This window comes from Rhodopseudomonas sp. P2A-2r (assembly GCF_026015985.1).
GTDB lineage: Bacteria > Pseudomonadota > Alphaproteobacteria > Rhizobiales > Xanthobacteraceae > Tardiphaga.
Map to the genome: position 1 here is coordinate 149,525 of NZ_CP110389.1, position 17,338 is coordinate 166,862.

Below are 17,338 nucleotides of genomic sequence, written 5' to 3' on the forward strand. Positions count from 1 at the left end.
ACTCCTTGCAGCGGGCTCACAGGGTGCATCGAAACCGCGGTCCGCGGATTGACCAGGGTCAACACCAGGTCCTCAGAGCCGTACGGACGAACCGTCCCCCTGGCAGCGGCGTCACGAAACTTTCAGCTCTCCCGCGCGTCTATTGCGCATAGCATAGTGCCAGACGCGACCGACGTGGGGGATGCCGTGCACGGCAGCAAGTTACCGGAACAGGCCCCGCGCGAGGCCGGCGTCATCGCCTCCAGCGTCTACGCCAACGGTCGGCGCGTGGCCGACATTCCCGTCGAAGAGGCGAAGGCCTGGTCGCAGAAGCCCGGCCACGTGGTGTGGATCGGGCTGTTCGAGCCCAGCACCACTTTGCTGGAAAAAATCCGCGTCCAGTTCGACCTGCATCCGCTGGCCATCGAGGACGCCTCGAAGGCGCACCAGCATCCCAAGGTCGAGCAATATGGCGAGGCGCTGTTCATCGTCGCGCGCACCGCGCAGATGGTCGACGGCGCAATCGGCTTCGGCGAGACGCACATCTTCGTCGGCCGCGGCTATGTGGTCTCGGTGCGCCACGGCGCCTCGGCCTCCTACGCCGCGGTGCGCCAGCGCTGCGAGGCCTGCCCGACGGTGCTGACCCGCGGCGAGGACTACATCCTCTATGCGATCATCGATTTCATCGTCGACAACTACCTGCCGGTGATCGAGGCGATCCAGGCGGAGGTCGAGCAGCTCGAGGACCGCGTGCTGCAGCGCAAGCTGCATCATTCGGAGTTCGAGCGTCTCTACAAGCTGCGCCGCGAACTGCTGAAGCTGCGCCGTGCCGTCGGTCCGCTGGTCGACGTCTGCCACCGGCTCGAACATTCCGACGTGGTGCTGGTCGATCCCGAGATGCGGCCGCTGTTCCGCGACGTGCTCGATCATATCAACCGGGCCCAGGAAGACATCGACGCGCTGCGTGAGGTGCTGGCCTTCGCCTTCGAGGCCAGCCTGATGTCCGGCCAGTCCGAGCAGAACGAGATCACCCGCCGCCTCGCCGCCTGGGCCGCGATCCTCGCGGTGCCCACCGCCGTGGCCGGCATCTACGGCATGAACTTCGAGCACATGCCGGAGCTGAAATGGGCCTACGGCTACTATATGGTGCTCGGCGGCATCGCCTCGATCTGCGGCTTCCTGTATTATCGCTTCCGGCATTACGGCTGGCTGTGAGCGCGCCGGACGAGTTCACGACGCCCGGGCCGTCATTCGCCGGCGACGAGCGCCCCGCGTACGGGCGCTGCGCCCTGCCGGAGTTTCCGCCGCGACAGATAGAGCAAGAACCCCGTCACCATGAACAGCGGCATCAACGCCGCCGCCAGCATGAACAGCAGCCGGCCGGGCCAGCCGAGAATGGCGCCGCTGTGAATATCGAGCACGCTGGCCAGCACGCGCTCGCCGGGCGGCTTGTCGGCATACAGCTCGGCCGACAGCACGCGGCCGCTGGCGGCATCAATGCGGAATTCGTCGCGGGAGCCCTCGTGCCATGAGCCGCGCGCCCAGGACCGCACGCGCACAGCCGTGCCTTGCGGCGGCAGCGTCAGTTGCGCCGTTGCGTAGCGGTCGCCCTGCTCGCGCAGGAACGTCGACCACACCCGATCGAAGGAAGGCACCGGCGCTTCGGCATTTGCCGGGCGCGGCGGCGCCTTGGGTTGCATCTTCGTCGCCGTCGCCGGCCGGCCGAGCAGCCAGGTGGCGCCGTCCTTGTACCAGTCGAACGACCACCACAACCCGGTGAGCGCGATCACCAGATAGATCGGCAGCACCCAGGTGCCGACCACCGAATGCAGCGACCACTGGAAGCCGCGGCCGCGCATGGCGAAATTCGGCTTCAGCCAGGTCTTGATGCTGCGGACCCGGCGCGGCCAGCGCAGCACCAGGCCGGAGACCAGCATGACGAACAGCGAGATGGCCACCACGCCGGTGATCGTCCGGCCGACGCCCTTGCCGTCGCCGGGCAGCAGCAGCCAGCGGTGCAGCTTGCGCACGGTGGCGAAGAAGTCCTCGCCGCGCGGCGCACCGAGCAGACGGCCGTCGGCGGGATCCACATAGACCGAGGACGGTCGCGCCCCGTCGCCGCCACGCGCAAAACGGATGCGCGCTGCGACCGACGGATCGCTGGACAGCGTCACGGCGGACACCTTGCCGAGATCCTGCGTCGCCTGCAGCCGCGCCACCAGCGCATCCGGCGTCAGCATCGGCGCGCCGCGCGCCTCGACCTTCATGATATCGGCATTCATGAAGGCGCCTATCTCGTCCTCGAAACTCATCGTCGCGCCGGTCAGCCCGATCACCGACAGCACCAGTGCAACGGCCAGCCCGATCACGGAATGGACCTGCAGCAGCGCAGCCTTGACCGGACGATGGCTCATGGCGCGCGCCTCGCGCCGGCGATGCCGCTGCGCGCCGGCATCAGAACGCCACCGTCGCCGACAGCGAGAACCGCCGGGCATCGCCGACCGCAACGTAGATCGAACTCGCCGCGGACGGGTAATACACCTTGTCGAAGATGTTCTTGACGTTCAGCTGATAGGTCACCGGCAGATTTTGGTATTTCGTTTCATAGGTCGCGAAGGCATCGGCGACGGCGTAAGACGGCAGCACGAAACTGTTGGCGGCATCACCCGGCCTGTCGCCGACGTAGTGGCCGCCCGCGCCGAGTCGCAGCCGGCCGGGCAGCGTGGTGCCGAAGTCGTAGACCAGATACAGCGAGCCGGTATTGAGCGCCACGTTCTGCAGCGCATTGTCCTTGAACACCGGATCTTCGGTGACGCGCGCGTCGGTGTAGGCATAGCTGCCGATCATGCTCCAGCTGTCAGTCAGCTTGCCGGTGACATCCACCTCGACGCCGCGCGAGCGCACCTTGCCGGCGGCGCGGGCCTCGAGCAGGCCGGTGCCGGTGTTGAGCTGCGTCACCAGTACGTTCTTCTTCTCGATGTCGTACAGCGCCACGGTGCCCGACAGCCGCTTGTTGATGTCGAACCGGACGCCGGTCTCCCACTGGGTGCCTTCCTCCGGCGGGAGGTTGGAGCCGACCACGAAATTCGCGAGGCTCGACGAGAACGCGGCGATGGTCGAGGTCGGCTTCAGTGACTGCGTATAGCTGGCATAGAGCGAGACCTGGTCGGTGAGCTTGTAGATGATGCCGCCGAGCGGCAGCACCTTGTCGCCCGTGAGGTCGGTGTTGGTGACGAACGGCCGGCCCTTGCCGGCCAGTTGCTCGAACTGCATGTAGCGGACGCCGCCGACCAGCGCGAGCTGGTTGGTCAGATGCAGCGTGTCCTGGAAGAACAGCGCGCGGGTCGCGAGCTTGTCGGTCTGCTCGCTGTCGGCGGGCGAGACCGTGGTGCCCGGCGAGATCAGGCCGTAGACGGGATTGTAGACGTTGAACACGCTGGACACGTTCTGGCGGTACAGGTCCTTGCGGTAGATCACGCGGTACTGCGCGTCGCCGCCGAACAGCACTTCATTGCGCATCTCGCCGAGCCAGAAGCCGCCCTGCACATAAGCGGTGCCGTAGCTGTCCTGCGACAGCGAGCCCCCGGTGCCGTCATTGCTGCGGGTCGCGACACCGGTCACCGGATTGACCGCCGTGGTGCGCAGCTGGTTGGCGGCGGAGGTCTCGGCATTGTAGCTGTAGGCGGCGTTGAGCTTCCAGTCGGCATTGAACCGGTGTTCGACCGAGGCCTGGATCAGGTCGGAGACGCCCCAGGTGTTGTCGAAGGGCTCGTCGATGCGGCGCGTCGCCGGAATGGCGAGCGGCTGCTTGGTGCGGGTATCGAGCAGCGTGCCGCGGTCGAACGGATAGAGGAACTCGCGGTGCTCGAAATTGAGATGCACCGTGGTGGCGTCGCCATACCAGGCCAGCGACGGCGCGATCAGGGTCTCCCGGGTACGGCCGAAATTGCGCCAGTAGTCCTCGTTGACGCCGTAGGCGATGAAACGATAGGCGAGGCCGTCCTTACCGATCGGCCCGGTCAGATCGAACGCGGCATTCCCGCCGTCCTTGCCGCCGCCATAGGTCGAACCCATCACCGAGACGGAACCGTGCTGATAGAGGTCCGGACGCTTGCTGATGGTGTTGACCACGCCACCGGGATCGATGACGCCGTAGAGCATCGAGGCCGGGCCCTTCAGCACCTCGACGCTCTCCACCGCCGCATTGAGCGACCGGCTTTGCACCAGCGGCATGCCGTTGCGCATGATCGAGCCGTCGCGATTGTCGCCGAAACCGCGCCGCATCACCGCGTCCATGCTGCCGCCCAGCGTATTGGCCTGGGTGACGCCTGATATGTTGACCAGAGCGTCGTCGAGGTTGCGCGGCAACTGGTCCTTGATGACCTGTTCGGGCACAACGTTGACGGTCTGCGCGGCGTCGAGCGGCGAAGTGACGCCGCGCAGGGTGGTCGCGCTGGGCATCGCGCGATAGCCGAGAATCTGTTCGTATTTCGCCGCAGCCGCGGCGATGGCGCGTTCCGTCGGCGTCGGCTCCGCAGCCTCAATGTTTCGGGTCTGCCGGCGCGCCGCCGCGCGCGATGCGCTGCGGACGGGCGCCGCGGCCGCCTGCGCCGGCCGCTTCTTCTGCGTCGGTGCATCCACGGTCACGGCGGGCAAGGCAACGCCCGATTGCGCCTGCGCCACCGCCGCGCCCGATGACAGGTCGCCCAGCAGGAACGCTGCCCCCGCCAGCAACGGCGCGCGGCGGCTGAAGGAATGTCGAAGCCTGCCGTCGCGGCGCGCTGCTTGGGTGGTCACGTCGTTCACTTCCAAATCCGGGATCAATCGTCGTCGCTGCGTCTACCAGCCGCGCGGCCGTAAATGAACAAGGCAGGATTTGAATCGCTCTAAGGCGAGGGGCAGATGAAGGAACTGCGAGGTCACGCCACCGCATCGTGAGCCGCATGCGGCGATTGTGAAAACGACCGGAGTTTGTTGAGAGGCGGCGGCGCCAACAGCTGCGACGGTTCTGCCGAGCCGTTTCCACAAACTACGCCGTCATCCTGAGGCGTCGTCGCGCAGCGACGGCCTCGAAGGATGGGCCGCAGGCACCCGGCGCCGCATCCTTCGAGGCTCGCCAAGAGGCGAGCGCCTCAGGATGACGACGGAGAGTTCCACACAATCCGCTCACCTGACACCGCGACCGTTGACGCCCGTTCAGCGCGCCCTTCCCTTGGGTGATCGACCAGAAGGCAGGACTGGAAATCGTGCCAGTCCTGGCACATGCTGCGGCCTATGCCACGGAGGCGCCGATGGCCGATCCACGCCGCGTCAAGCTATTCCGGATTGGCCGCCACCAGGCCGTCCGTATCCCCGTTGAATTCGAATTGCCCGGCGATAAGGCGATCATGCATCGCGATGGCGACCGACTGGTAATCGAGCTGGTACGCAAACGCGGCTTGCTGGCGCTGCTCGACAGCATGGAGCCGTTTACTGAACCGTTCCCAGACGTCGACGAGGGACTGGCGCCAGTACGGGGCAACATGCTTTGAGCCGTTTCCACAGACACGCCGTCATCCTGAGGCGCCGTCGCGCAGCGACGGCCTCGAAGGATGGGCCGCGAGCGCCCGTGGCCGGCCAGTCGCAGCAGAACGAGATCACCCGCCGCCTCGCCGCCTGGGCCGCGATCCTCGCAGTGCCCACGGCCGTCGCCGGCATCTACGGCATGAACTTCGAGCACATGCCAGAGCTGAAATGGGAATACGGCTACCACACGGTGATCGGCGGCATCGCGGCGATCTGCGGATTCTTGTATCTGCGGTTCCGGCATTACGGGTGGCTGTAAGCCGCAAGCTGCGAAACAAAAAGCGCTTGCTTTACAGCGGCATCCGCAAGTCGAGCGGCCCGCTCGGCAGGAATTCGCCGGCATAGGTGCGGCGGTGGATTTCCTCGGCGGTGGCGCCCGCCGCTCGCGCTTCCAGCAGACGGTCGCCGTCGAAGGCGACTCCGATCGGGTTGGCGGCAAATTCGGGCGAGGTCCTCATCCATTGCGTGGAGAGCTCCCAGTCGCCGAACGTATCGCATTGAAGTTCGACGCTGTTGCCGTCGGGATCGACGTAATAGATCGACAGCGTCATGCCATGGTCGAGCGCCATGTGCGGCTCGATGCCGTCCTCCTTGAGACGCGCATAGGTGTCGAGCAGGCCATCCATGTCGGCGAATTCGAAGGCGATGTGATGCAACCCGGTGTGCGCCAGTTTAGCGGGATCATCGGAGATCGCAGGGCTGGCAAGCAGAGCCAGCCGATGGTTGGCACTATCATTGCTCAGCCAGGTGCCGCCGGGAAACGCAAAATGCACGTTCATGCCGGCAACAACGCCGTACCACGCAACCATGTCCTCCATGCGCGTGGTCTTTAGCGTCACGTGATGAAGCTGCGGAATGTGAATGGGATGACGGATCATCGTTTTCTCCGGATAGCGACGCTCATTGGACGGCGTCGCGGATCACAGGGATAGTATTACGGATCGATGCGCCGAATTCCAGAGGCCTGTAGCGTCCTGCTGCCGCCAATTGCCCGGATGCCTTGCATCGAATCGTTACCGAACGTCACTTATTTCTGACACTTCGGGCACCAGAACGTCGAGCGCCCGTTCTGCACGAAGCGTTTGACGATGCCGCCGCAGCCGTCGGTCTGGCACGGCTCGCCTTCGCGGTCGTAGACCTGGAACGAGTGCTGGAAGTAGCCGAGCTCGCCGGAGGTCTGGCGGTGATCGCGCAGCGACGAGCCGCCGGCCTTGATCGCCTGGTTCAGCACGGCGTGGATCGCCTCGACCAGTTTGGCGGCGCGCTCGGTGGGCTCGCCCTTCTTGGTCGACAGCGTCGCGGCCAGCCGGCGCGGCGACAGATGCGACCGGAACAGCGCCTCGCAGACATAGATATTGCCGAGGCCGGCGACCACACGCTGGTCGAGCAGCGCGGCCTTCAGGCTGACCTTCTTGCCGGCCAGGGCTGACGCCAGCATCGCTGCGTCGAAGGCGTTGCCGAGCGGCTCGGGGCCAAGGTCCTTCAGCAGCGGTTCGTTCTCGATCTCGCTGCGGGCGAAAATCTTCATGAAGCCGAAGCGGCGCGGGTCGTTGTAGATGATCGAGACCCCCGACGACATGTGCAGCACCACGTGGTCGTGGGCGCGCTCGTCGCTGCGCGGATGGTGGAACGCGCCGGGCATCGCTTGCGTGCCGTCGGACACCACGCGAAACGAGCCGGACATGCCCAGATGCATCAGCAGCACGTCGCCGGAATCGAGGTCCGCCAGCAGGTACTTTGCCCGGCGGCCGAGGCTGGTGACCGTGCGCCCGGTCAGCCGGGCGGCGAGATCCGGCTGGAAGGCAAACCGCAGGTCGGGCCGGCGCAGTTCGACGCGGTCGATGCGAAAACCCTCCATGGCCGGCTGCAGGCCGCGGCGGACGGTCTCGACTTCGGGGAGTTCGGGCATGCTTCTATGTCATTCACCTTGAGACGGGGACGTGATAGCGCCATTGCGGCGGCCACGCTATGGTCCGCCGCGATGAGGCTTTTGGATGAAAACCATGGATAAGGGCGGCGAAACCACCCATTTCGGCTTCCGGGACGTCCCCGTGGACGACAAGCAGACGCTGGTGAACGACGTGTTCCACAGCGTGGCGAAGCGCTACGACCTGATGAACGACCTGATGTCGATGGGGCTGCATCGCGTCTGGAAGGATGTGATGATCCAGGCGCTCAACCCGCCGCGGAATGACGCGCCGTTCGCGCTGCTCGACGTGGCCGGCGGCACCGGCGACATCTCGTTTCGCGCGGCCAAGGCCTCCGGCTATGGCTTCCACGCCACCGTCTGCGACATCAATTCGGGGATGCTGGACGTCGGCCGCGAACGCGCCATCGCCCAGCACTTCGACGACCGCGTCGATTTCATCGAGGGCAATGCCGAAGAACTGCCGTTTCCCGACAAGAGCTTCGACGCCTACACCATCGCCTTCGGCATCCGCAACGTGCCGCGCATCGACCGCGCGCTCGCTGAAGCCTATCGCGTGCTGAAGCCCGGCGGCCGCTTCCTGTGCCTGGAATTCTCCGCCGTCGACATCCCCGGCCTCGACAGGATCTACGACCTGTTCTCGTTCAAGCTGATCCCGCCGATGGGCAAGGCGGTGACCGGCGACGCCGAATCCTACCAGTATCTGGTGGAATCGATCCGCAAGTTTCCCAGGCCCAACATTTTCTCGGAGATGATCCGCAGCGCCGGCTTTTCCCGCGTCAATCATCAGAGCCTGTCCGGCGGCATCGTCGCCCTGCATTCGGGCTGGCGTTTGTGATCTCTGCCATCACCCACATGGCGCGGCTCGCCCGCGCCGGTTTCGTGTTCGCGCGCGAAGGCGTGTTCGGCGTCGTCGATCCCTCCTTGGTGCCGCCGCCCGGCCAGCTCGCGCTGCGCATCGCCCGGCTGATCGAGCGGCCGGGCGTCAAGTCCGGCCCGCGGCTGTCGCGCGCGCTGACGCGGCTCGGCCCGGCCTATCTCAAGCTCGGACAGTTTCTGGCAACGCGGCCCGACGTGGTCGGCGTCGCCATGGCCCGCGATCTCGAAAGCCTGCAGGACCGGCTGCCGCCGTTCTCCATGACCGAAGCCGAAGGCGTGGTCGCGGCGTCGCTGGAACGCCCGGTGGCGCAGCTGTTTACCAGCTTCGGCCCGCCGGTGGCGGCGGCCTCCATCGCCCAGGTGCATCGCGCCGAGGTCGAGCACAGAGGCGCGCGCCGCTCCGTCGCGGTCAAGGTGCTGCGGCCGAATGTTGCCGCGCGCTTCCGCCGCGACCTCGGCGATTTCTTCTTCGTCGCCAACAAGGCCGAGCAGTTCTCAGCCGAGGCGCGCCGGCTGCGGCTGATCGAGATCATCAATATCATGTCGCGCTCGGTCGCCATGGAGATGGACCTGCGGCTGGAAGCCGCCGCTCTGTCGGAGATGGCGGAGAACACTCGCGACGATCCCGACTTCCGCGTGCCGCAGGTCGACTGGGACCGCACCTCGCATAACGTGCTCACCATGGAATGGATCGACGGCATCGCGCTGAACGATCACGAGCGGCTCGCGGCGTCGCAGGTCGACCTGCCCGATCTCGGCCGCAAGGTGATCCAGAGTTTTCTGCGCCACGCCCTGCGCGACGGCTTCTTCCACGCCGACATGCATCCCGGAAACCTCTTTCTGGATGACTCCGGCCGCCTCGTCGCCGTCGACTTCGGCATCATGGGCCGGCTCGGCATGAAGGAACGTCGCTTCCTCGCCGAGATCCTGCTCGGCTTCATCACCCGCGACTATCGCCGCGTCGCCGAAGTGCATTTCGAGGCCGGCTACGTGCCCGCACATCACTCGGTGGAGAATTTCGCCCAGGCCATCCGCGCCATCGGCGAGCCGATCCACAACCGCACGGCCGAAGAAATTTCCATGGCCAAGCTGCTGACCCTGCTGCTCGAGGTCACCGGCCTGTTCGACATGCGCACGCGGCCGGAGCTGATCCTGCTGCAGAAGACCATGGTGGTGGTCGAGGGCGTCGCGCGCAGCTTCGATCCGAAGCTCGACATCTGGAAGGTCGCTGACCCCGTGGTCCGCGAATGGATCGAACGCAACCTCGGACCGCTCGGCAAGATCCAGGGCGCCATGTCCGGCGCCGGCGAACTCGGTCGCATCGTCTCCGGCCTGCCGGCGATCGCGACGCGCGCGGTGGCGGCGCTCGAGCAGCTGGAAGAGATGAGCCGCAACGGGATGCGGCTCGACGCCGAAACCATCGCAGCGATTGCCCGGGCACGGGCACGGCAGTCGCGCTGGCGCACCGTCGGCATCTGGGTCATCGCGCTGACCTTCATCGGCATCCTCCTGTCGGTGCGCTGACGCCGAATTGATTGCAGTGCTTTCATTATGTGATAGCATTGCAATCAAACGACGGTGGATGCGACCATGGCCAGCCTGACAATCCGGAAACTCGACGACGCCATCCGCGACGAATTGCGGCTCCGCGCCGCCCGCAACGGCCGGTCGGTGGAGGACGAGGTGCGGGTGATCCTGCGCGACGCGTCGCAAAATCGCCCCGGGTTTGCCGCAACGCCGTCGCAAGAAATTTCGACCCCGAACGACGCCCCGCCGCAGCCCCGGAACGTGACCGGCCAGCCCCGCGTCACCCTGATCATCGGCGGCGGCATCGCCGCCTACAAGGCGCTCGACCTGATCCGGCGGCTGAAGGAGCGGCACATCCATGTCCGGGTGGTGCTGACCCGCGCCGCAACCCAATTCGTCACCCCGCTCGCGGCCTCCGCCCTGTCCAACGAGCGCTGCTACACCGACCTGTTCGATCCGCAGAGTGAATTCGACGCCGGCCACATCCGCCTCGCGCGCGAATGCGATCTCGTGATCGTCGCGCCGGCGACCGCCGACCTGATGGCCAAGATGGCCAATGGCCATGCCGACGACCTCGCCACCGCGACGCTGCTCGCGTCCAATCGCCCGATCCTGCTGGCGCCGGCGATGAATCCGCTGATGTGGAACAACGCCGCCACCCGCCGCAACGTCGCGCAGTTGCAGCGCGACGGCATCGCGATGATCGGCCCCAATGCCGGCGAGATGGCCGAAGCCAACGAAGCCGGCACTGGCCGCATGGCCGAGCCGACGGAGATCGCCAACGCCGCCGATGCGATGCTGCGACCGCCGCAGGCGCAGCCACTCAAGGGCCGGGGCGTGCTGATCACCGCAGGCCCCACCCACGAGCCGATCGATCCGGTGCGCTACATCGCCAATCGCTCCTCCGGCAAGCAGGGCTATGCCATCGCAGCTGCGGCGGCCGCGGCCGGCGCCGAGGTGGTGCTCGTGTCGGGTCCAGTGGAATTGAAGGATCCCGCTGGTGTGACGGTGACGCGGGTCGAATCCGCGCGCGACATGCTCGCCGCTGTCGAAGCCGCTCTGCCCGTCGATATCGCGATCTTCGCCGCCGCCGTCGCCGATTGGCGCGTGGTCAGCGAGGGCGCGCAAAAGCTGAAGAAGGATGGCAAGGCGCTGCCGCCGCTGCAGCTCACGGAGAATCCCGATATCCTCGCGACGGTTTCGAAGCTGCACGACAACCGGCCGCCGCTGGTGATCGGCTTTGCCGCAGAAACCGAACACCTCATCGACAATGCGAAAGCCAAGATCGCGCGCAAGGGCTGCGACTGGATCGTCGCCAACGATGTCTCGCCTGCGACCGGTATCATGGGCGGCGACCGCAACACCGTGCATCTGTTGACGCGCAACGACGACGGCGACATCGGCGTTGATTCCTGGCCGGCGATGAGCAAAGAGCAGGTCGCGACAGCCTTGGTCGCGCGCATCGCCGAAACCGTCACGAAAGAAAAGTCATGAGCGCCCCCGTCATCGTCGATGTCCAGCAACTCGCCCACGCCGAAGGACTCGCTTTGCCGGCCTATCAGACCGCCCATGCCGCCGGTCTCGACCTGCTGGCCGCGGTACCCGGCGACGCGCCGCTCGTTCTCGACGCCGGCAAGCACGCGCTGGTGCCGACCGGCCTGACCATCGCGCTGCCGTCGGGCTACGAGGCACAGGTGCGACCGCGCTCCGGCCTCGCCGCCAAGCACGGCGTCACCGTGCTCAACGCGCCCGGCACCATCGACGCCGACTATCGCGGCGAAATCGGCGTGCTGCTGATCAACCACGGCACTGCGCCGTTCACGATCCACCGCGGCGAACGCATCGCGCAGATGGTGATCGCGCCGGTCGCCCGCGCGGAACTCGTGGTGGCTTCTGCGTTGACTGCGACCGAGCGCGGCAGCGGCGGCTTCGGTTCCACCGGGCGCTGACGCGCTTTTCGCCACACGTCGCGAAAATTAAATTCAAACGACTCGCATTTTTCCGCCGGCCGCTTTGCGTTCACGGTCTGGACTCTTACCCGCTGACTCCCGAAGAGGATAAAGTCAATCGATTCGCGATCGGTGGGGGATGCCGGTCGAGGACTCGTGTGGTTTTGGGGCGAATAATGTCAGGCGTGATCGCGGCGATGCGTCGGACTTTGCTTTCGTGCACTTCACTGGTGCGCGACGGCGTTGTTGGCCTTGGCGCGTCCGTGGTCTGGGCGACCTCAGGAGCCCGCGCTGCCGCCGATCCCCTAACCGACGGCAATCTCGCTACCTTTTTCGAACTCGATCGCCAGGAGATCGCCGCGCTCACCATGGCGCTGGCGGTGCTCGGCTTTTCCGTCGTTGCCACGATCCTGCTGATGCGCACGCGAATCCGCGCTGCAAAGACCGAGGTGCGGCTACGCAGCGACCTGCACGGGCTGCAGGTCGAGGCCGACCGTTTTCGCGCACTGCTGTTTGCGGAACCGCAGGTGCTGATCTCATGGGCGGCGGGCGACACCCGCCCCGAAATCTCCGGCGACACGTCCCTGGTGATGTCGCAAGATCCGCAGGCTCATCAGCCACAGCGCATCCTGGCCTTTGGAACCTGGCTGTCGCCCGAGCCCGCGCTGCTGATGGACCATGCGGTCGACGCGCTGCTCGATGCCGGCGAAGGATTTCTGCTCAACCTCACCACTTCGACAGGTCGCGCCATCGAGGCCATGGGCCGCGCCATCGGTGGCCAGGCCATCGTTCGGATCCGAGAACTCAGCGGCCTGCGCCGCGAACTTGCCGAGATGACGCTGCGCTACAAGCAGCTGTCGGAAGAGACCGAAACCCTGCGCGGCTTCGCCGCCGCAGCGCCGTGGCCGATCTGGGCGAGGGACGCCAAGGGCGCATTGAGCTTCGCCAACGCCGCTTACGCGCGCGCCACCGAAGCCAGCAATCCCGCCGACGCCATCACCCGCAACCTGGAACTGCTCGACAGCGAAGACCGCGGCAACATGGCCCAGGCGCTGAACGACAACCAGCCGTTCGAAGCGCGTGTGCCGATCGTCATGGGCGGCGAGCGCCGGATCTATGACGTGCACGCGCTCAATGTCTCCGGCGGCAGCGCCGGCATGGCGATCGACGCCTCCGAAGCCTCGGCGCTGTCAGCCGCGCTGGTGCGGATGGCGGAGGCGCACCGCCGGACCCTCGATCAATTGTCATCCGGCGTCGCGGTGTTCGACGGACAGCGACGGCTGGCGTTCTACAATGACTCCTATCGCCGGCTGTGGGATCTCGACCGCGCCTTCCTCGACAACAATCCTGACGATTCCAGCGTGCTCGACCGTCTCCGTGCCGCGCGAAAGTTGCCGGAGCAGCCGGATTTCCGCGCCTGGAAGACCAAGCTGCATGAAGCCTACCGTGCCATCGAGCCCGCCAAGGATGTCTGGTATCTGCCGGATGGCCGCGCGCTCAGCATCGTCACCACGCCCAATCCCGAAGGCGGCGTCACCTATCTGTTCGACGACGTCACCGAAAGCCTCGAACTGGCGCGGCGCTTCGACGGGTTGATCCGGGTGCAACGCGAGACCCTGGACAACCTTGCCGAAGCGGTCGCGGTGTTCGGCAGCAACGGCCGCGCGCAGCTGTTCAATCCCGCTTTCGCGAAAATGTGGAAGCTGTCCGACGAGGCGCTGCAGCAGCATCCGCATATCGAGACCGTGGAAGGCTGGTGCCGGCCGCTGTTCGACGACACCTCGGCCTGGCAGACCCTGCGCGGCGCCATTACCGGCATCGAAAATCGCGTCGCGGTGCCGCTGAAGCTGGAGCGCAAGGACGGCAGCGTGCTGGGCTGCATGACCATGCCGCTGCCCGACGGCGCCACCATGCTGACGTTCCAGGATATTTCGGACGCCGAGAACGTCGAGCGCGCGTTGCGCGAGCGCAACGAGGCGCTGGAAGCCGCCGACCAGATGAAGGTCGACTTCGTCCACCACGTCTCCTACGAGCTGCGCTCGCCCCTCACCACCATCATCGGCTTCGCGCATTTCCTCAGCGACCCCTCGACCGGCCCGCTGACCGACAAGCAGGCCGAATATCTCAGCTACATCACCACCTCGACCAATGCGCTGTTGGCGATCATCAATAACATCCTCGATCTCGCCACCATCGACGCCGGCGCCATGACGCTGAATCTCGGCCCGATCGACATCCGCAAGACCATCGACGCTGCGGCCGAGGGTATCCAGGACCGGCTGGCGCGCGACCGCATCACGCTGCAGGTCGACGTCGATCCCGGCATCGGAAATTTCACCGGCGACGAACGCCGGGTGGTGCAGGTGCTGTACAATCTGCTCGCCAACGCCGTCGGCTTCTCACCGCAGGATGCAGCGATCTCCCTGAGCGTCCGCCGTTCGGACCACAATGTGGTGTTCGCCGTGACCGATGCCGGGCCGGGCATTGCGCCTGACGTGAAGGACAAGGTATTCGACTGGTTCGAGAGCCATTCGAACGGCTCACGCCATCGCGGCGCCGGACTCGGCCTGTCGCTGGTGCGCTCCTTCGTCGAGCTGCATGGCGGCAAGGTGCGGGTCGACTCCGTCGTCGGCAAGGGTACCACCGTCACCTGCGACTTCCCGCTCGACCAGACCGCGCATCGCAACGCCGCCGAATGAGCGCACCCGCGACATTTTCGCTGGCGCTGGTCAACGAAGCCGCCACCGCCGACCTGATGGCCGATCTCGCGCTACTGATCGGTCCCGGCGATGTCATCACCCTGTCCGGTGATCTCGGCGCGGGCAAGACCGCGGCGGCGCGGGCGATGATCCGCTACCTCGCCGGCGACGATGAGCTGGAAGTGCCGAGCCCGACCTTCACACTGGTCCAGGGTTACGAGCTGCCGTCGTTCCCGCTGGTTCACGCCGACCTCTACCGCGTCAACGATCCCATCGAACTCGAGGAGATCGGCCTGTCGCCGCTGCCGGACGGCGCGGTGGCGCTGATCGAATGGCCGGAGCGCGCGCCCGGAGCGCTGCCCGAGGACCGCATCGACATCGCGCTCAGCCATCGTCCGGCGCTGGGCTCGTCGGCGCGCGCCGCCGAGATCACCGGCTATGGCAAGGCCACCGCCGTGGTCGCGCGCCTGCAGGCGCTGCGCGGCTTTCTCGATGGCGCGCGCTACCTCGACGCGAAACGCCAGCGCATGGCCGGCGACGCCTCGACCCGCTCCTATGCGCGGCTGACCCGCGACGACGGCGTGGTGATCCTGATGAACGCGCCGCGCAAGCCGGACGGCGCGGCCGCCTATGGCGGCAAGTCCTACAGCGCCGCGGTGCATCTGGCGCAGGAAGTGACGCCGTTCGTGGCCATCGCCAACGGCCTGCGCAAATTCGGCTTCTCTGCACCGGCGATCCATCACGCCGACCTCGACGCAGGATTCCTGATCACCGAGGATTTCGGCACCGCGAGCTTTATCGAAGGCGATCCCCCGGCGCCGATCGCCGAGCGCTACCAGGCGGCGACCGACATGTTGGCCGAGCTGCATGGCCAGACATTGCCGGAGACCCTGCAGGTGGCGCCGGGGATCAGCTATGCCATTCCGGTGTTCGACACCGAGGCGCTGCTGGTCGAAGTCGGGCTGATGCCGGAATGGTACCTGCCGGATCGCGACGCCGCGCCCCCGCGGAGATCCACGCGGAATTCATCGCCATGTGGCGCGAGCTGCTGGCCATCCCGGCGGCGGCGCCGAAGACCTGGGTGCTGCGCGATTTCCACTCACCCAATCTGATCTGGCTCGCCGACCGCGTGGAAACCCGGCGGGTCGGCGTCATCGACTTCCAGGATACCGTCCTCGGTCCTGCTGCCTATGACCTGGTGTCGCTGCTGCAGGACGCCCGGATCGACATCCCCGAATCCCTCGAACTGACCCTGCTGACGCGCTATGTCAAAACCCGCCGCGCCGCCGATCCGGATTTTGACCCCGCCGGTTTCGTCGAGCTTTACGCGGTCATGTCGGCCCAGCGGAATACCCGCCTGCTCGGCACCTTCGCGCGGCTCAACCGGCGCGACGGCAAGCCGCAATACCTGCGGCACCAGCCACGGCTCTGGACCTATCTGAATCGCTCGCTGGCGCACCCGACTCTGGCCGCATTTCGGGCCTGGTATGCGGCAAATGTACCACCGCCGCTGAATTGACCCGTGCTTTTACAGGTTATTAGCCCCGGCGCGCCTATTTTGGGTGCGTATTCCGTCGAGATCGGCGGGATTGGGCGGTTCCGGTGGAAGAGGTGAGCACATGGCAACGACAGAACGGCGCAAGGGTGAGCGCGTCGTATTCGAGCGTGGCTTCCCGGCGCATATGATGGGCATCGACGGCACCTGGCGTCGCGCCTGCACCATGGAAGACATTTCTGAGGTTGGCGCCAAGCTGACCGTCGAGGGCTCGGTCGAGGGGCTGCATCTCAAGGAGTTCTTCCTGCTGCTGTCATCGACCGGTCTGGCCTATCGCCGCTGCGAACTGGCCTGGGTCAACGGCGACCAGATCGGCGTCAATTTCCTCAAGCAAGGCGACAAGAAGAAAAAGTCCAAGCGGTCGGAGAGCGAAGAGACCGCCTGAACCGTGGACGCCCGGGAGGATGTCGCATCGGCGTCATGCCCTCCGCCTATGGCTTGATCGATTCAAGCACCCCCGGCCGGCTCATGCTATGATCCGGTCAGAATTTGAGACCGCCAGCGATTTGTCGAGACCGATTCGATCATGTCCGTGAAACCCCGCAAAGCCATGGTCCTCGCCGCCGGTTTCGGCCTGCGGATGCGCCCGCTTACCGATCACATGCCGAAGCCGCTGGTCCAGGTCGCCGGCAGCGCCCTGCTGGACCACGTGCTCGACAAGCTGGCCGAGGTTGGCGTCGAGGAAGCTGTAGTCAACGTGCACTACCTGCCCGACCAGATCATCGATCACGTCGCCACCCGCACGAATCCCCGGGTCGTCATCTCCGACGAGCGCGACATGGTGCTCGGCACCGGCGGCGGCGTGGTGAAGGCGCTGCCCTTGCTGGGCAACGAACCGTTCTACCATCTCAACGCCGATACCATGTGGATCGACGGCGTGCGGCCCAATCTGGCGCGGCTCGCCGAAGCCTTCGACCCGGCGAAAATGGATATCCTGCTCTTGATGGCGCCGACCGCCAGCAGCATCGGCTATTCCGGATCCGGCGACTACGCCATGCTGCCGGACGGCACGCTGCGCCGCCGCAGGGAAAACCAGGTGGTGCCGTTCGTCTATGCCGGCGTTGCGATCATGTCGCCGGCGCTTTTCGCCGGTGCGCCGGCCGGCGAATTCCCGCTGACGCAACTGTTCGATCGCGCCAATGAGCAGGAACGCCTTTACGGGCTGCGGCTCGACGGCGTCTGGATGCATGTCGGCACGCCCGATGCCGTGCATGCCGCCGAAGAGGCGTTTCTCGCCAGCGTGGCCTGAGACCTCGCC

General features: G+C 66.1%; 13 protein-coding genes and 2 pseudogenes. 11 read left to right on the top strand and 4 right to left on the bottom strand.

Translation table 11 applies throughout. The features are described 5' to 3' along the window. Nucleotides 1-186: 186 nt before the first annotated feature. A complete protein-coding gene (gene corA, locus ONR75_RS00670; protein WP_265083895.1) occupies nucleotides 187-1,194 on the top strand; it encodes a magnesium/cobalt transporter CorA in 1,008 nt (335 codons plus the stop codon). 32 nt (nucleotides 1,195-1,226) lie between these two features. On the opposite strand, the gene ONR75_RS00675 is transcribed toward corA, so the two are convergent. Both ONR75_RS00675 and ONR75_RS00680 read right to left on the bottom strand, forming a co-directional pair. Continuing rightward, nucleotides 1,227-2,393, bottom strand: a complete 1,167-nt coding sequence (locus tag ONR75_RS00675; protein ID WP_265080947.1) for a PepSY-associated TM helix domain-containing protein — start codon at nucleotides 2,391-2,393, stop codon at nucleotides 1,227-1,229. Nucleotides 2,394-2,433: 40 nt separating this feature from the next. After that, the gene (locus ONR75_RS00680; RefSeq protein WP_265080948.1) at nucleotides 2,434-4,776 is read right to left on the bottom strand and encodes a TonB-dependent siderophore receptor; all 2,343 of its coding nucleotides are present in this window, start codon (nucleotides 4,774-4,776) and stop codon (nucleotides 2,434-2,436) included. A gap of 494 nt (nucleotides 4,777-5,270) precedes the next feature. Here ONR75_RS00680 and ONR75_RS00685 point away from each other — a divergent pair, with 494 nt between their 5' ends. Together ONR75_RS00685 and ONR75_RS00690 are read left to right on the top strand one after the other, a co-directional pair. Continuing rightward, on the top strand, nucleotides 5,271-5,510 hold the full coding sequence (locus tag ONR75_RS00685) for an antitoxin (RefSeq protein WP_265083896.1): 240 nt from the start codon (nucleotides 5,271-5,273) through the stop codon (nucleotides 5,508-5,510). Between the two features lie 77 nt (nucleotides 5,511-5,587). Beyond that, nucleotides 5,588-5,803, top strand: a pseudogene (locus ONR75_RS00690) (CorA family divalent cation transporter); the annotation flags it as partial. A 31-nt stretch (nucleotides 5,804-5,834) separates the two neighbouring features. Here the strand turns inward: ONR75_RS00690 and ONR75_RS00695 are convergent. Beyond that, entirely contained in the window at nucleotides 5,835-6,422 is a 588-nt protein-coding gene (locus ONR75_RS00695; protein WP_265080949.1) for a VOC family protein, read from the bottom strand. Between the two features lie 149 nt (nucleotides 6,423-6,571). After that, nucleotides 6,572-7,453, bottom strand: a complete 882-nt coding sequence (mutM, locus tag ONR75_RS00700) for a bifunctional DNA-formamidopyrimidine glycosylase/DNA-(apurinic or apyrimidinic site) lyase (protein WP_265080950.1) — start codon at nucleotides 7,451-7,453, stop codon at nucleotides 6,572-6,574. Nucleotides 7,454-7,547: 94 nt separating this feature from the next. On the opposite strand from mutM, the gene ubiE reads away from it, so the two are divergent. The 8 genes and pseudogenes from ubiE (at nucleotide 7,548) to ONR75_RS00740 (ending at nucleotide 17,329) form a co-directional block, all read left to right on the top strand. Next, nucleotides 7,548-8,309, top strand: a complete 762-nt coding sequence (gene ubiE, locus ONR75_RS00705; RefSeq protein WP_265083897.1) for a bifunctional demethylmenaquinone methyltransferase/2-methoxy-6-polyprenyl-1,4-benzoquinol methylase UbiE — start codon at nucleotides 7,548-7,550, stop codon at nucleotides 8,307-8,309. Then, nucleotides 8,306-9,874, top strand: a complete 1,569-nt coding sequence (gene ubiB, locus ONR75_RS00710; protein ID WP_265080951.1) for a 2-polyprenylphenol 6-hydroxylase — start codon at nucleotides 8,306-8,308, stop codon at nucleotides 9,872-9,874. The genes ubiE and ubiB overlap by 4 nt, the downstream gene beginning before the upstream one ends. 66 nt (nucleotides 9,875-9,940) lie before the next feature. Continuing rightward, nucleotides 9,941-11,371, top strand: a complete 1,431-nt coding sequence (gene coaBC, locus ONR75_RS00715) for a bifunctional phosphopantothenoylcysteine decarboxylase/phosphopantothenate--cysteine ligase CoaBC (protein WP_265080952.1) — start codon at nucleotides 9,941-9,943, stop codon at nucleotides 11,369-11,371. Continuing rightward, nucleotides 11,368-11,826 carry a dUTP diphosphatase gene (gene dut, locus ONR75_RS00720; RefSeq protein ID WP_265080953.1) on the top strand — a complete coding sequence of 153 codons (459 nt, stop codon included), beginning with the start codon at nucleotides 11,368-11,370 and terminating at the stop codon, nucleotides 11,824-11,826. Before coaBC ends, dut begins: the two co-directional genes overlap by 4 nt. Nucleotides 11,827-12,002: 176 nt before the next feature. Beyond that, nucleotides 12,003-14,525 (top strand): sensor histidine kinase, encoded by a 2,523-nt coding sequence (locus ONR75_RS00725; RefSeq protein WP_265080954.1) that lies wholly within the window; start codon nucleotides 12,003-12,005, stop codon nucleotides 14,523-14,525. Then, nucleotides 14,522-16,044: pseudogene (gene tsaE / locus ONR75_RS00730) on the top strand (tRNA (adenosine(37)-N6)-threonylcarbamoyltransferase complex ATPase subunit type 1 TsaE). The gene ONR75_RS00725 and the pseudogene tsaE overlap by 4 nt, the downstream one beginning before the upstream one ends. A gap of 100 nt (nucleotides 16,045-16,144) precedes the next feature. Further along, nucleotides 16,145-16,465: a PilZ domain-containing protein gene (locus ONR75_RS00735; protein WP_265080955.1), complete on the top strand. Its 321-nt coding sequence runs from the start codon at nucleotides 16,145-16,147 to the stop codon at nucleotides 16,463-16,465. Between the two features lie 141 nt (nucleotides 16,466-16,606). Then, entirely contained in the window at nucleotides 16,607-17,329 is a 723-nt protein-coding gene (locus tag ONR75_RS00740) for a nucleotidyltransferase family protein (protein WP_265080956.1), read from the top strand. Nucleotides 17,330-17,338 lie beyond the last annotated feature (9 nt).